Source organism: Spongiactinospora rosea, assembly GCF_003315795.1.
GTDB lineage: Bacteria > Actinomycetota > Actinomycetes > Streptosporangiales > Streptosporangiaceae > Spongiactinospora > Spongiactinospora rosea.
Genome location: NZ_QMEY01000008.1, coordinates 211462 through 224329, shown reverse-complemented (window position 1 = coordinate 224329; position 12868 = coordinate 211462). Strand labels below are relative to the sequence as shown.

The window sequence follows — 12868 nt, the reverse complement described above, 5'->3', positions numbered from 1 at the left end:
TCTATTCCGATGAGAAGAAGGAGACCCATGCGCAACTGGCGAACGGCGGGCCTGCTCGCCGTGCTCCCCCTCGGTCTGGCGACGACGACGGCGCAGGCGGCCCCCGCGGCCGTGGTGCAGATCGAGATCACCCGTGACCTCGGTGAGCAGGTGATCCCCTACGACAAGAAGGTCGACGAGACCACGGTGGGCGGGCTCTCCGGGCTGGACCACGACCCGAAGACCGGCACCTGGTACTTCATCTCCGACGACCGCTGGCGCCACCAGGCCCCGCGCTTCTACACCGGCAAGCTGACGTTCGACGCGCAGACCGGCAAGCTCACCGCCGCCGAGCTGACCGCCCGTACCTGGCTGACGCAGCACGACGGCTCGTCCTATCCCAAATACGGGGAGAAGGAATCGCCCGACCCGGAGTCCATCCGTTTCGACCCGGCCACCGGACGGCTGCTGTGGGGCACCGAGGGCCACCACGCCGGCACCTCCCACCCGAACGCACTTACCCAGCTCGCCGTCCGCTGGATGAACACCGACGGCAAGGAACAGAGCAAGCTGACCATCCCCGACAACCTCACCGTCACCGCCGGCACCACCAAGGGTCCCCGCACCGACACCGGCTTCGAAGGGATCACCCTCACCCCCAGCGGCATCGCCGCCATCGTCGAACAGCCCCTATACCAGGACGGCGACGCGGTGAGCGCCAAGCAGGGCGGCCCGGTCCGGCTGACCGTGTGGAAGCGGGACGGCACGCCGGCGGCCCAGTACGCCTACATGGTCGACGCGCTGCCCACCGAATCCGAACCGGCCGACCCCGCCGACAACGGCGGCGTCTCGGAGGTCCTGGCCATCGACGACCACCGCTTCCTGGCCCTGGAGCGCTCCTGGACCAAGCGCACCGGCTACCGGGTCCGCCTTTATGAGCTGGACGTCAGCGCCGCGACCGACGTGCTGCACCAGGACAGCCTGCGCGGCGCGACGTACACGCCGGCGACCAAGCGCCTGGTCAAGGACTTCCCCTCCCCGCAGAACCTGGAGTCCATGGCCTTCGGGCCGAAGTTCGCGAACGGGGAGTGCACGTTGATCGTCGGCTCGGACAACAACTTCAGCGCGGACGAGAAGACCGAGTTCCTGGCCTACGCCGTCAAAGGCTGCTGACCGGTAGGCCCAGAGATCAGGGGCGGGCGACGGGGGAGCCGCGCATGAACCGCTCGACGGCGGTCGGCGCGATCCCGTCGAGCAGTTCCGGGGCGACCAGGTTGCCGTTGATCAGTGTCGCGATGCCGTGCAGGGTCGCGTACAGCACGATCCCCACGCGCTCCGGGTCGCCGGGCTCCAGCACCCCCTGCGCCTGCCCCTCCGCGATCAGGTCGTACATCCGCCCGAACGGCGCGGCGGCGGCCGCGACCAGCCGCTCCGCGCCTTCACGGTGTTTGCCGGTGAACATCAGCTCAAGCAGGGCCGCGTCCTCGGTGGCGAACCGCAGGTAGGCCGCCGCCATGGCGTGCAGGCGCGGCCCGAACTCCTCGCCCGCGGCGGCGAGCGCGTCGCGCAACTCCGTGTCCAGCCGGGCGAACCCCGCCTCGGCGAGCGCGTCCAGCAGGGCTTGGCGGTCCGCGAAGTGGCGGCGCGGGGCGGTGTGGCTGACTCCCGCCTCGCGGGCCAGCTCGCGCAGCGATAGCCGGTCCGCGCCATGCTCGCGCAGGTTGCGCTCGGCGATGGCGAGCAGCGTCGTCCGGAGGTTTCCGTGATGGTACGCGGGCATGCGGCCATCGTAGCCGGTCAATGTTGTCATTGACAGCATTGTTGTCAGTGCATACATTGTTGCCCGTGACAACATTCGCAGCCCAGCTCCCGGCCATGACCGGCCGCACTGTCATCGTCACCGGCGCCAACAGCGGCATCGGCCGCGCCGCCGCCCGCGCGCTCGCCACCACGGGGGCCCGCGTCGTACTCGCCGTCCGCGACCTCGCCAAGGGCCGCGCCGCCGCCACGGCCATGACCGGCGAGGTCGTCGTGCGGCGGCTCGACCTCGCCGACCTCTCCTCGGTCCGCGCGTTCGCCGGGGAGACCACCGAGCCGATCGACGTGCTGATCAACAACGCGGGCCTGTCGGTCCCGCCGCCCGGCCGTACCGCCGACGGCTTCGAGCTTCAGTTCGGCACCAACCACCTCGGCCACTTCGCGCTCACCAACCTGCTGCTGCCACGGATCCGGGGCCGGGTGGTCACCGTGGCCTCCGACTCGCACTGGCTGGGCGCGATCGACCTCGCCGACCTCAACTGGGAGCGCCGGCGCTACCGGGCGCTCGCCGGGTACGCGCAGTCCAAGCTGGCGAACCTGCTGTTCACCACCGAACTCCACCGCCGCCTCACCGAGATCGGCTCACCGGTGCTCGCGACCGCGGCCCACCCCGGCATCGTGGTCACCAACCTCGGCCGTTCGGCCGACCTCCGGGGAGCAGCGGCCCGCACCGCCCGTGCGGTCTCCGGTGCCGGTGGCCCGCTGAGGCGGGGTGGGGGATAGGCGTCAATCTCCGCCGACCTCGCCCCGGACGGGCGGTATCCGGGCTACTGTGCAATCGGTGCCCCGGTCACCAAGCGTATCCCCAAGGTCACCCATCGAAAAGGAACGGGCCATGTCATCCCCTCTCAGCGCCGGCTCGTCCGGCATCGGCGACGTGGACACGGTGCTGGGCATCCTGGACCAGCACCTGCGCATGATCCGCTCCGGTGATCCGGCGTCGGCCCGCACCCTGCTGATCGACGGGCGGCCCGCCCAGCTGGACGGGGCCGACTTCGACCAGGTCATCGTGGGTGCGGGCACGCTCGTGTACGTCTACGTCGACTGGCTCCGGCAGGCGTACGAGCACCAGGGGGACGGCTCCGCCGAAGCGCTCGGCAGCGTCGTCGGATACGTCGTCGACGGGCTGCACGTGATGAACGCCGTCGATGACGCCGCCATCCCGACCATGGCCGGGCTGATCGTCGCGGCGGGCGTCGGCCTGTCGCCCAACCTGTGGCGGGCCCAGTACGGCCCGTGGATGCGGGCCGAGATGAACGCCGTCGAGGCGACGCTGCTGCTCCTGGCCGGTCACGTCAACGAGATCGCCCAGGACGACGACCAGGCGATCCGCATGGTCGCCGACGTGCTCGCCGCCGAGCTGTGATCAGCCTTGACCGGTCGTGTCGTCGTACTCGTCGATGACGTGTGGCGGCCACATTGGTGCGAGAAGCGGCCAGGGTATGGCCGCTATCTGGGGCACCGTGGGTCCATGCCGAAGACTTCAGCGCGGCTGCTGGCCCTGCTCTCCCTGCTCCAGGTGCGACGTGACTGGCCGGGGGCGCTGCTGGCCGAGCGGCTGGACATCAGCCCGCGTACCGTGCGCCGTGACGTGGACCGCCTGCGCGAGCTGGGCTACCCGATCATGGCGATCAAGGGCCCCGACGGCGGCTACCGGCTGGAGGCGGGCACCGAGCTGCCCCCGCTGCTGTTCGACGACGAGCAGGCCGTGGCGCTGGCCGTCGCGCTCCAGCTCGCCGGGACGGCGGGCGCGGGCATCGAGGAGGCCGCGGCGCGCGCGCTGAACACCGTCCGGCAGGTCATGCCCGCCCGGCTGCGCCGCAGGATCGACACCCTGCAGGTCACCGCCGTCCGGCCGCCCCCGGCCCGGCCGGTCCCGCAGGTGGGCGGCGATGTGCTGACGGCGCTCAGCGCCGCCGTCCATGCCCGCGAGGTGCTGCGTTTCACGTACGCGGACGAGCCGATGCCGCGCCGGGCGGAGCCGCACCACCTCATCACCTGGGGCGGGCGCTGGTACCTCGTGGCCTGGGATCTCGACCGCGCCGACTGGCGTACCTTCCGCGCGGACCGGATCACCCCGCGCATCCCCGCCGGGCCCCGCTTCACCCCGCGCGAACTGCCCGGCGGCGACGTGGCCGCCTTCGTGACCGGCCGCTTCCGTGGCACGGACGGCTCTGGGGAGTGGCCGTGCGTCGGTGAGGTGATCATCGACCTGCCCGCCGCCACCGTGTCCGGCTACTCCCGCGACGGAGTGGTCGAGGCACTGGGCCCGGATCGGTGCCGCCTCGTCCTGGGCTCCTGGTCCTGGGCGGGCCTGGCCGCGGCCATCGGCAGGTTCGACGCCGACATCGAGGTCATCGGCCCGGCCGAACTCAAGGACGCGTTCGCCCGCCTGGCCCGCCGCTACGCCGATGCCGCTCGTTGATCGATCGTCAGTGACGCGCTGAGCGGCGGCCGGCCGCTCACTCGCCGGGCGGCTCGTCCGCGTCCAGGGTGTCCAGGATCTTGGCGGCGAGCCCGGCGAACCGATCGAGTTCGCCGGGGGTGAGGCGGTCGACGAACAGCCGCCGGATCTCCTGGCCGTGGCCGGGCACCGCCTTCTTCAGCGCGGCGAGACCCTCGTCGGTGAGCACGGCGTAGACGCCGCGCGAGCCGCATGGTTCGCGGGCGACCAGGCCGCGTTTGCTCATCCGCATGAGCTGGTGGTGCATCCGGCTTTTCTCCCACCCCGCGGTCCGGCCCAGCTCGTAGGAGCGCATCCGCCGCTCGGGCGCCTCGGACAGCAGGGCCAGCACCGTGTAGTCGGCGTTGGACAGGCCGCTGGTGGCCTGTAGCTGCTGCTCAAGGCGTGCCGGAAGGAGCAGCACCATCCGGAAGAGTGTCCGCCACGCGCGGAGCTCGTGTTCGGTCAATCCAAGCTGCGCCATGCCCGTCATCCTACCAGCGAGTTGACACATCTACTCGATGCCCTGTATCCAGTAGACATATCAACTCAGCTCGCGCCGGGCCCGGCCGCGGTACGACCGACAGGAAGGCAACGCACTTCTATGACCCGTATAGGAATCATTCTGGGCAGTGCACGCGAGCACCGGAACAGCGAGCAGGTGGCCGGCTGGGTGCTCCAGTACGCCGAGCTGCGCGATGACGCCACATTCGACCTCATCGACCTCCGCGACCACCCGCTGCCGCTCTTCGACGAGCAGTTCCCGCCCGCCATGGGCAGATACCAGAACGAGCACACCAAGCGCTGGGCGAGCGTCATCGCGTCGTACGACGGCTTCATCATCGTGACCCCGGAATACAACCACGGCATTCCCGCGGTGCTGAAGAACGCCATCGACTTCGTGTTCGCCGAATGGGCCAACAAGGCGGTCGGCTTCGTCTCCTACGGAGTGGCCGGGGGCGCCCGCGCGGTCGAGCATCTGCGCTCGATCGCCGGCAACCTGCACCTGGCCGACGTGCGTCAGCAGGTCGCGCTCAACCTGTTCACCGAGTTCGAGGACATGACCGTCTTCAAGCCCGGCGACCACAACCTCGAACCCCTGGAGACCATGATCGGCCAGGTGGTCGCCTGGAGTGCCGCCCTCGCCCCGCTGCGGGCCGTTCCCGCCTTCAGTGCATCGTGACCAGCCCTTTCTCAAGGAGAAACCCCCATGTCCAGCCGGCAGGATGAAGACGAGCGGCCGGAGAGCGCCGCTCAGCGATCCGAGCGTCGAGGCTTTCTGAAGACCTCCGTCATGGCCGCCGCCGCCACGGGCGCGGGCCTGCTCGCGGCGCCCCCCGCCGCCGCCCAGACCCGTGACCAGGCGCCACCGAGCAACACCGGCGGCCGGGGACGGCGATATGTCATCCGTGGCGGGGCGGTGATGTCGATGGACCCGAAGGTGGGGAATTTCGAGTCCGCCGACGTCTTGGTCGAAGGCAAGAAGATCGTCGCGGTCAGACCCCGTATCAACGCCGGAGGGGCCGACATGATCGACGCGCGCGGGCGCATCGTCATGCCGGGTTTCGTGGACACGCACCACCACATGTTCGAGACGGCCGAACGCTCATTCCTGGCCAATGGCATGCTGCTCGACGACAAATCCGGCTCACCCAGCGCCTACCCCAACTACGTCGGGCACATTCTCGGGGGATTCGCCAAGAAGTACCGGCCGCAGGACGTTTACATCAACGAACTGTTCGGCGGGCTCTCCCAGCTCGACGCGGGCGTCACCACGGTGCTCGACGTGTCGCAGATCCACCATTCCCCCGAGCACAGCGACGCGGCGGTCCAGGCGCTGATCGACACCGGGCGGCGGGCCGCCTTCGGGTTCTTCGAGGGCGACGGCCGTCCCGGGGCCAAGTACCCCGAGGACGCCCGCAGGCTCAGGAGCAAGTGGTTCTCCTCGGACGACCAGCTGGTGACCATGATCATGGGTGGCGAGCTGCACCTCGGCGAGGAGGTGTACACCCGGGCCTGGGCCATCGCCCGCGAGCTGGGCCTGCGGATCGCGGCCCACTCGGTCGGCTCGTTCGGGATGCGGCCGACCTTCGAGAAGATCGTCCGCGGCATCGGCGGTGTCCGGCTGGGGCCGGACAACATGTTCATTCACATGACCGGCATGTCCGATGAGATCTGGAAGAAGGCCCGGGACGCGGGCGCGCAGATCTCGATCGCCTTCCCGATCGAGATGACCATGCGGCACGGCACTCCGCCGATCATCAAGATGCAGGAACTCGGCATGGAGCCCTCCCTCAGCTCCGACGTCGAGACGACGATGGCCGCCGACCCATTCACGCTGATGCGCTCCGCGATGACCATGCAACGCATGATCGTCAACCAGATGGTCCTGGACCAGGGCAGCGGGGAGCCGCCGGACAACTGGCCGAAGCCGGCCGAGGGCACGCCGCCGCTGCTCACGGTCCGCGACGTGCTGCGGTACGCGACCATCAACGGCGCCAGGCACCTCGGGCTCGACGGCAGGACCGGCACGCTCACGCCCGGCAAGGAGGCCGACATCGTGCTGCTGGACGCCACCGCGCTCAACGTCGCCCCGCTCAACAGCGTGCCCGGGGCGGTCGTCACGCTGATGGACCGCACGAACGTCGAGACGGTGATCGTCGCTGGAAAGATCCGTAAGTGGAAGGGCCGTCTGCTCGGCGCGGACCTCGGCCGCCTCACCCGGCAGCTGGAGGTCTCCCGCGACCACCTCTTCAGGCAGATGAAGCTGAAGCAGGACCTGTTCGCGTACAGCTAGGACCGGGCCGGGCGGTCACAGGTCGTCCGGCATGTCGGTCATCGTGTTGAGCAGGGGCACGAGTCGCTCCTCCTCATGGTCCAGGTGCGCCTCCAGTTCGCCCGCGAGCCGATCCAGTTCGGCCCGGATCTCGGCCGGCCCGCCCGCCACGGCGTCCGGGGCCTCGGCCAGCGCCCTGATCCGGGCCAGCAGGCGGCCCACCACCACGTGCTCCTCCCGCAGCCGGTCGAGGACGGCGGCCAGTTCGGGATGCAGGCCGTTCAGGTGCGGGAAGAGCACGTCGTCCTCGCCGCTGTGGTGGGCGTGCAGGGCGTGGCAGAACGTCAGGCAGTGCTCCCGCAGCCCGGGCGCGGGCAGTGTGCCTTCGCGCAGTGCGGCGAGGTCGCGGCGGAACGTGGCGTGCAGTTTGACCAGTTCGTCGCCCCAGGCGACCGCGCGCTCGCCGGTCACGCCGCCTCCCCGGCCACGGCCGCCGGAGTACGGCCGAGCACGCCGTGCGCGAAGGCGAAGGCGGCCGACAGCAGGGCCGCGATAGCCGCGGCGGCGAAGCTCCAGCCCGCGCCCGCGCCGGACAGCAGCGCGCCGGTCACCGCGCCCGCCACGCTGCTTCCCACGATCCTGACCAGCGCGTTCACGCCTCCGGCCGCCGCCGTCTTGGCGGGCTCGACGTGCTCGACGGCCATCGTGCCGAGCGCGGCGTACCCGAGGCCGATGCCCAGGCCCAGCACGCTCGCCGCGCCGTACAGCTCCGCCGGTGACCCGTGCGCGAAGCTCAGCCAGATCGCCGCGCAGGCCACCACCGCCGACCCCGCGCCGACCAGCGACGATGCCGTGAACCGGCGCATCAGCCGCCCGGCGAGCAGCGAGATCACCAGCATCAGCAGCGCCGTGGGCAGCAGGTACAGGCCGACCTGCAGCACCGAGGCCCCGAGTCGCCGCTGGGCCACGGCCGACAGCGTGGTGATGGTGCCGAACAGCGCGAACCCGAGCAGCAAGGACGCCACCGTCGCGCCGACCGTGCCCCGGTGCAGCAGCATCGGGATCTCGATGAGCGGCGACGCGGTACGCCTGGCCGACAGCACCCAGGCGGCGATCAGCACGGCGGTCGCGGCCAGCAGGCCCAGAGTGGCCGCCGACGTCCAGCCCCAGTCCGGTGCCTTGCTGACGGCGAGCAGCAGGCAGACCAGCCATCCGGCGATCAGCGCCGCGCCCGCGAAGTCGGGCCGCGCCCCGGCCTGCCGGTGGACGGGCTCGCGGACGAACGCGACGACCAGGGCCGCGCTCAGGGCCGCCAGGCCCGCGAGTATCCAGAACAACGCCTGGTAGCCGCCTCCGACCAGCCCCGCGAGGATCATTCCGCCGCCGCTGCCCACGCCCATCATGGCGCTCAGCACGCCGATCGCCGTGGGCAGCCGGTCGGGCGGCACCTGCTGCCGGGCGATACCGATGGCCAGCGGCAGCAGCGGCGCGGCCATGCCCTGGAGCACCCGTCCGGCGATGAGCGCGGGAAGCGTGGTGGCCAGGGCGGCGGCGACCGATCCGGCGACCAGCAGGATCAGGGAGGCGACGGCCATGGGCCGCCTGCCGTACAGGTCGCCGAGGCGGGAGAGCAGCGGGATCGCAATCGCGCCGGACAGCAATGAGGCGGTCAGGGTCCAGGAGACGGAGGCCAGGGTCGTGCCCAGCTCGCGTTGCAGCGTGGGGAGCACCGGTACCACGGCGGTCATCTGCAGGGTGCCGATGGCCACGCCGAACGCGAGAGCGCACACGGCGGTCCACGGCGACTTTGTATACATGTAGACAAAGTAGCATGGCAGGATGCCGGCGCGTACGGGACGACCTCCCAGAATCTCCAGAACGGACATCCTCGCCGCGGCCTACCGCGTCATCGACGCGGAGGGGACGCAGGCCCTGACCATGCGCAGGCTGGCCCGCGAGGTCGGTACGACGCCGATGGCGCTCTACCGCCACGTACGCGACAAGGACGAACTGCTCCTGATGCTGCTTGACGACTACGCGGCCGGGGTGCCGCGCCCCGAGCCACCGGCCGGGGGAGGCCCCGCCGAGCGCGTCACGGCCACCGCCCACGCCATGCGCGAGGCGCTGATGGGCGTGCCGTGGATCGTCGAACTGCTCAGGGCCGACGACCTGATGTCCGCCCGCGCGCTGTGGTACCCGGAGGAGATCATCGACGCGGCCGTCCAGGCCGGGCTCACCGCCGAAGAGGCCGTGGACGTCTACCGGATCATCTGGCACTACACGGCGGGCGAGATCTCCGCACGGGCCGCCGCCGCGCGCCGCCGCGAGGACGGCAGGCCGACCCATCGCAGCCAGGTCTTCGAAAGCCTCGACCCCGACCGGCTCCCGCGCCTGGCCGCGCTCGGCCCCCGCTGGGCGGAGCTGACCGCCCGCGACACCTATGACAAGGGGATACGGGCGCTGGTGAACGGCCTGCTGGGTCAGGACCGCAGCTAAGGGGGGCCCTGGCGGGAAGGAGACCTGTCATGGCCGGACGGATCGTGGTCGGCGTGGACGGGTCCGCCCCGTCCAACGCCGCGGTGGAGTGGGCCGCGCTCGACGCCCAGCGGCGCGGCCTGGACCTGCGGATCGTGCACGTGTGCGAGCCGTGGCGGCGAAAGCTGGGGATCGAGCACTGCGGCGGAGCGCTGGAGGCCGCCGACCACGCGCGTGACCTCACCCGTGGCGTCACGGTGTCGGCCGAACTCCTCATCGGGGACGTCACCGGTGAGCTGATCGGCGAGTCCGCGTCGGCCGACGGCCTGGTCCTGGGCAGCCGGGGGCTCGGCGGGTTCGCCGGGATGGTGCTCGGCTCGGTGAGCATGGCCGTGGCCGGGCACGCCGCAGGGCCTGTCGTGGTGGTCCGGGCGCCGCGCGTGGTGGAGTACGGCCGAGTGGTGGTGGGCTACGACGGGTCCGTGCACTCGCGGGCGGCGATGGAGTACGCCGTCGTGCAGGCCCGGGCGCGCGGCGCTCAGGTGCACGTCGTGTCGGCCTGCCAGATTCCGGCCTATCCCTCCTACGCCGCCGCCTACCAGGGGCTGCTGGAGGACGTCGTCGGCGACGAGGTCCGGGCGGCGGGCGAGCGCGTCGCCGAATGGCGGGAGCGCGACCCGGACGTGATCATCACCGACGAGCAGCCACGGGAACACCCCTCCGCCGCCCTGATCAAGGCGGCCGAGGCGGCGGACCTGGTCGTGGTGGGCTCGCGCGGGCGCGGCGCGCTGGCCTCGGCGGTGCTCGGCTCGGTCAGCCACGCCGTACTGCACCATGTGATGTGCCCGGTCGCGGTCGTACGCCCCGGCGGCCGGTCCTAGAGCCCGTACTCCTCCAGCAGCCGCAGCCACACCTCGTTCATCGAGGGGAAGACCGGCACTGCGTGCCACAACCGCTCCAGCGGGACCTCCCCGACGATGGCGATCGTCGCGGCGTGCACCATCTCCGCGACGTCCTGGCCGACGAACGTCGCGCCGACGAGCACCTCGCGCTCGGTGTCCACGACGATCCTGACCCGCCCGCGATAGCCGTCCGCGTGCAGCGTGGAACCGGCGACGGCCAGATCGATCTCCACCTCGCGATGCACGGGCTCCCGCGCGCCGGTGAGGCCGACCGAGGCCACCTCCGGATCGGTGAACACGACCTGCGGCACGGCACTGTGGTCGGCGGTGGCGGCGAAGCGCGTCCAGGGCCGCTCCGGCACGTCGGTGCCCGCGGCGCGCGCGGCGATCACGTCGCCGACCACGCGCCCGGCGTACTTGCCCTGGTGGGTGAGCGGCGCACGCCCGGTGACGTCGCCCGCCGCGTACAGCCAGCCGCCCGGAACGGCCTTGACCAGCCCGGAGTCGTCGACCTCCAGCGGGTCGCCGGGGGTCAGGCCGAGCGTGTCGAGCCCGAGGTCGTCGGTGGCGGGCCTGCGCCCGGTGGCCACCAGCAGCTCATCGGCCACCACCTGCCGTCCGTCCGTCAGCTCGACGCGCACCTCGCCGTCGGTCCGCGACACGCTCGTGGCCTCGGTCCGCTGGTGGACGGTCACCCCGTCGGCCCGCAGGCCGTCGGCCACCGCGTCACCCGCGAACGCGGCGAAGCCGGGCAGCGGCCGCTCGCCACGGATGATCAGATCGACCTTGGCGCCAAGCCGGGCCCACGCCTGCGCCATCTCCACGCCGACCACGCCGCCGCCGAGCACGGCCAACCGGCCGGGCACCGCACCGGCCGAGGTGGCCTCCCGCGAGGTCCAGGGGCGGGCGTCCGCGAGGCCCGGCAGCGGCGGCATCCTGGGCACGCTGCCGCTGCACACCACGACGGCGTGCTCGGCCCTCAGCACCCGCTCGCCTACCGTGACCTCGCGCTTTCCGGTGATCCTGGCGAAGCCGCGGACCGGCGTCATCCCCGTGTCGCGGACCCACCGCTCCTGCCCGCCGTCGTCCCAGTGCGCGGCCACGGAGTCACGCGTCTTGAAGATCGGGCCGGGGTCCAGGCGCTCGCCGACCGGCACCCCGGGCACCCGGCGGGCCGCCGCGAGCGCGTTGCCCGGCCGCAGCAGGGCCTTGCTCGGCATACACGCCCAGTACGAGCACTCGCCGCCGTAGCGCTCGTGCTCCACCAGGGCCACCCGCAGCCCGCCGCGCGCGGCGCGCGCCGCCGCGTTCTCGCCGACGGGGCCGCCCCCGATCACGATGACATCGAAGCTCTCTTGTGTCACACCCTCTACCGCACACCATGGAGCGGCCGGACGCAACTTCAGCCTTTGTACGGTGGTGTCACATGGGCCGCGGCATGTCAGAGGGGGGACCGGGGATGACCGACCTCGCGGTGGAGTCATGGCTGGAGCGGTACCGGGCCGAGCTGATCGGCTACTGCTACCGGATGCTCGGCTCGGCCGCCGAGGCCGAGGACGCGGTGCAGGAGACGCTGACGCGGGCCTGGCAGGGCTTCGACGCGTTCGAGGGCCGGTCCGCGGTGCGCTCCTGGCTGTACCGGATCGCCACCAACGTCTGCCTCAACATGCGGAAGAGCGGTCAGCGGCGGGCCCGGCCGATGGATCTGGCGTCCCCGGCCGTGGCGGGGGCTCCGCTGGGCGCCCCGCTGCCCGAGGCCGCCTGGGTCGGGCCGATCCCGGACCTGCCGCCCGCGGCCGGGGGCGACCCGGCGGAGGTGGTGGTGTCCAGGGAGCGGATCAGCCTGGCGTTCGTGGCCGCGCTGCAGTACCTGACGCCGCGGCAGCGCGCGGTGCTCATCATGCGCGACGTGCTGTCCCTGCGGGCGGACGAGGTCGCCGCGTCGCTGGACACCACGGTGGCCGCGGTCAAGAGCACGCTCCAGCGCGCGCGGGCCGCGCTCGCCGGCCGGGAGATCGTCGAGCCGGAGCCGGAGCCGGAGCCGTACCGGCCCGCGGACGCGGCGCAGCGGGCGCTGCTGGCCCGGTACGTGGACGCCTTCCAGCGCCACGACTTCGACGCGCTGGTCGCCCTGCTGCACGAGGACGCCACCATGTCGATGCCGCCGTTCCCGTGGTGGCTGCGCGGGCGGGAGGAGATCCGCCGGGTGCTCTTCGGCGGGGAGGGCGCGTGCCGTGGCGCGCGGCTGGTGCCCACGGTCGCGAACGGCTCTCCGGCGTTCGGGCAGTACCGTCCGGCCGGCGAGGGCGGCCACGAGCCGTTCGCGCTGGTGGTCGTGGACGTGTCGGGCGGGTGGATCACCGGCCTGACCACGTTCCTCGACGCCACCGGGCGGTTCCCGTCGTTCGCGCTGCCGGCCCGGTTGCCGTGAATTTCGCCGCCCCCGATTCCTTTCGCGTCTCCGCGTTGTCCTAC

At 71.9% G+C, this 12868-nt stretch carries 14 protein-coding genes; 9 read left to right on the top strand and 5 right to left on the bottom strand.

Annotated features, from left to right (window positions below):
- Positions 1–27 precede the first annotated feature (27 nt).
- Positions 28–1152, top strand: a complete 1125-nt coding sequence (locus DP939_RS20785; protein WP_113982391.1) for an esterase-like activity of phytase family protein — start codon at positions 28–30, stop codon at positions 1150–1152.
- A gap of 16 nt (positions 1153–1168) precedes the next feature.
- Here DP939_RS20785 and DP939_RS20780 read toward each other — a convergent pair whose 3' ends face one another.
- Positions 1169–1759: a TetR/AcrR family transcriptional regulator gene (locus tag DP939_RS20780; RefSeq protein ID WP_113982390.1), complete on the bottom strand. Its 591-nt coding sequence runs from the start codon at positions 1757–1759 to the stop codon at positions 1169–1171.
- 65 nt (positions 1760–1824) lie between these two features.
- On the opposite strand from DP939_RS20780, the gene DP939_RS20775 reads away from it, so the two are divergent.
- The 3 genes from DP939_RS20775 to DP939_RS20765 all read left to right on the top strand — a co-directional run bounded on the left by DP939_RS20775 (position 1825) and on the right by DP939_RS20765 (position 4222).
- The gene (locus DP939_RS20775) at positions 1825–2520 is read left to right on the top strand and encodes an SDR family NAD(P)-dependent oxidoreductase (protein ID WP_113982389.1); all 696 of its coding nucleotides are present in this window, start codon (positions 1825–1827) and stop codon (positions 2518–2520) included.
- A 112-nt stretch (positions 2521–2632) separates the two neighbouring features.
- Positions 2633–3163 (top strand): hypothetical protein, encoded by a 531-nt coding sequence (locus tag DP939_RS46225; RefSeq protein ID WP_113982388.1) that lies wholly within the window; start codon positions 2633–2635, stop codon positions 3161–3163.
- 105 nt (positions 3164–3268) lie between these two features.
- Positions 3269–4222: a helix-turn-helix transcriptional regulator gene (locus tag DP939_RS20765; RefSeq protein WP_113982387.1), complete on the top strand. Its 954-nt coding sequence runs from the start codon at positions 3269–3271 to the stop codon at positions 4220–4222.
- 37 nt (positions 4223–4259) lie between these two features.
- Here the strand turns inward: DP939_RS20765 and DP939_RS20760 are convergent, their stop codons facing one another.
- Positions 4260–4724: a MarR family winged helix-turn-helix transcriptional regulator gene (locus tag DP939_RS20760; RefSeq protein ID WP_199565298.1), complete on the bottom strand. Its 465-nt coding sequence runs from the start codon at positions 4722–4724 to the stop codon at positions 4260–4262.
- Between the two features lie 120 nt (positions 4725–4844).
- Here DP939_RS20760 and DP939_RS20755 point away from each other — a divergent pair, with 120 nt between their 5' ends.
- Both DP939_RS20755 and DP939_RS20750 read left to right on the top strand, forming a co-directional pair.
- The gene (locus tag DP939_RS20755) at positions 4845–5423 is read left to right on the top strand and encodes an NADPH-dependent FMN reductase (RefSeq protein ID WP_113982386.1); all 579 of its coding nucleotides are present in this window, start codon (positions 4845–4847) and stop codon (positions 5421–5423) included.
- 27 nt (positions 5424–5450) lie between these two features.
- Positions 5451–7037 (top strand): amidohydrolase family protein, encoded by a 1587-nt coding sequence (locus DP939_RS20750; protein ID WP_113982385.1) that lies wholly within the window; start codon positions 5451–5453, stop codon positions 7035–7037.
- A gap of 15 nt (positions 7038–7052) precedes the next feature.
- Here DP939_RS20750 and DP939_RS20745 read toward each other — a convergent pair whose 3' ends face one another.
- A complete protein-coding gene (locus DP939_RS20745; RefSeq protein ID WP_113982384.1) occupies positions 7053–7487 on the bottom strand; it encodes a hemerythrin domain-containing protein in 435 nt (144 codons plus the stop codon).
- Positions 7484–8833, bottom strand: a complete 1350-nt coding sequence (locus DP939_RS20740; RefSeq protein ID WP_113982495.1) for an MFS transporter — start codon at positions 8831–8833, stop codon at positions 7484–7486. The genes DP939_RS20745 and DP939_RS20740 overlap by 4 nt, the downstream gene beginning before the upstream one ends.
- A 22-nt stretch (positions 8834–8855) precedes the next feature.
- Between DP939_RS20740 and DP939_RS20735 the strand changes: the two genes are divergently transcribed.
- Both DP939_RS20735 and DP939_RS20730 read left to right on the top strand, forming a co-directional pair.
- Positions 8856–9512 (top strand): TetR/AcrR family transcriptional regulator, encoded by a 657-nt coding sequence (locus DP939_RS20735; protein ID WP_113982383.1) that lies wholly within the window; start codon positions 8856–8858, stop codon positions 9510–9512.
- Between the two features lie 29 nt (positions 9513–9541).
- Positions 9542–10372 carry a universal stress protein gene (locus tag DP939_RS20730; RefSeq protein ID WP_113982382.1) on the top strand — a complete coding sequence of 277 codons (831 nt, stop codon included), beginning with the start codon at positions 9542–9544 and terminating at the stop codon, positions 10370–10372.
- On the opposite strand, the gene DP939_RS20725 is transcribed toward DP939_RS20730, so the two are convergent.
- Positions 10369–11757, bottom strand: a complete 1389-nt coding sequence (locus tag DP939_RS20725; protein WP_225878397.1) for a dihydrolipoyl dehydrogenase family protein — start codon at positions 11755–11757, stop codon at positions 10369–10371. The genes DP939_RS20730 and DP939_RS20725 overlap by 4 nt on opposite strands.
- Before the next feature lie 95 nt (positions 11758–11852).
- Here DP939_RS20725 and DP939_RS20720 point away from each other — a divergent pair, with 95 nt between their 5' ends.
- Positions 11853–12824 carry a sigma-70 family RNA polymerase sigma factor gene (locus tag DP939_RS20720; RefSeq protein WP_113982380.1) on the top strand — a complete coding sequence of 324 codons (972 nt, stop codon included), beginning with the start codon at positions 11853–11855 and terminating at the stop codon, positions 12822–12824.
- Positions 12825–12868: the final 44 nt, after the last annotated feature.

Bases quoted from the DNA above. Each gene is read 5' to 3' on its own strand.
- DP939_RS20780 (WP_113982390.1), bottom strand. From the start codon at position 1,759: ATGCCCGCGTACCATCACGGAAACCTCCGGACGACGCTGCTCGCCATC.
- DP939_RS20765 (WP_113982387.1), top strand. From the start codon at position 3,269: ATGCCGAAGACTTCAGCGCGGCTGCTGGCCCTGCTCTCCCTGCTCCAG.
- DP939_RS20730 (WP_113982382.1), top strand. From the start codon at position 9,542: ATGGCCGGACGGATCGTGGTCGGCGTGGACGGGTCCGCCCCGTCCAAC.
- DP939_RS20750 (WP_113982385.1), top strand. From the start codon at position 5,451: ATGTCCAGCCGGCAGGATGAAGACGAGCGGCCGGAGAGCGCCGCTCAG.
- DP939_RS20720 (WP_113982380.1), top strand. From the start codon at position 11,853: ATGACCGACCTCGCGGTGGAGTCATGGCTGGAGCGGTACCGGGCCGAG.
- DP939_RS20755 (WP_113982386.1), top strand. From the start codon at position 4,845: ATGACCCGTATAGGAATCATTCTGGGCAGTGCACGCGAGCACCGGAAC.
- DP939_RS20760 (WP_199565298.1), bottom strand. From the start codon at position 4,724: ATGGCGCAGCTTGGATTGACCGAACACGAGCTCCGCGCGTGGCGGACA.
- DP939_RS20785 (WP_113982391.1), top strand. From the start codon at position 28: ATGCGCAACTGGCGAACGGCGGGCCTGCTCGCCGTGCTCCCCCTCGGT.
- DP939_RS46225 (WP_113982388.1), top strand. From the start codon at position 2,633: ATGTCATCCCCTCTCAGCGCCGGCTCGTCCGGCATCGGCGACGTGGAC.
- DP939_RS20740 (WP_113982495.1), bottom strand. From the start codon at position 8,833: ATGTATACAAAGTCGCCGTGGACCGCCGTGTGCGCTCTCGCGTTCGGC.
- DP939_RS20735 (WP_113982383.1), top strand. From the start codon at position 8,856: ATGCCGGCGCGTACGGGACGACCTCCCAGAATCTCCAGAACGGACATC.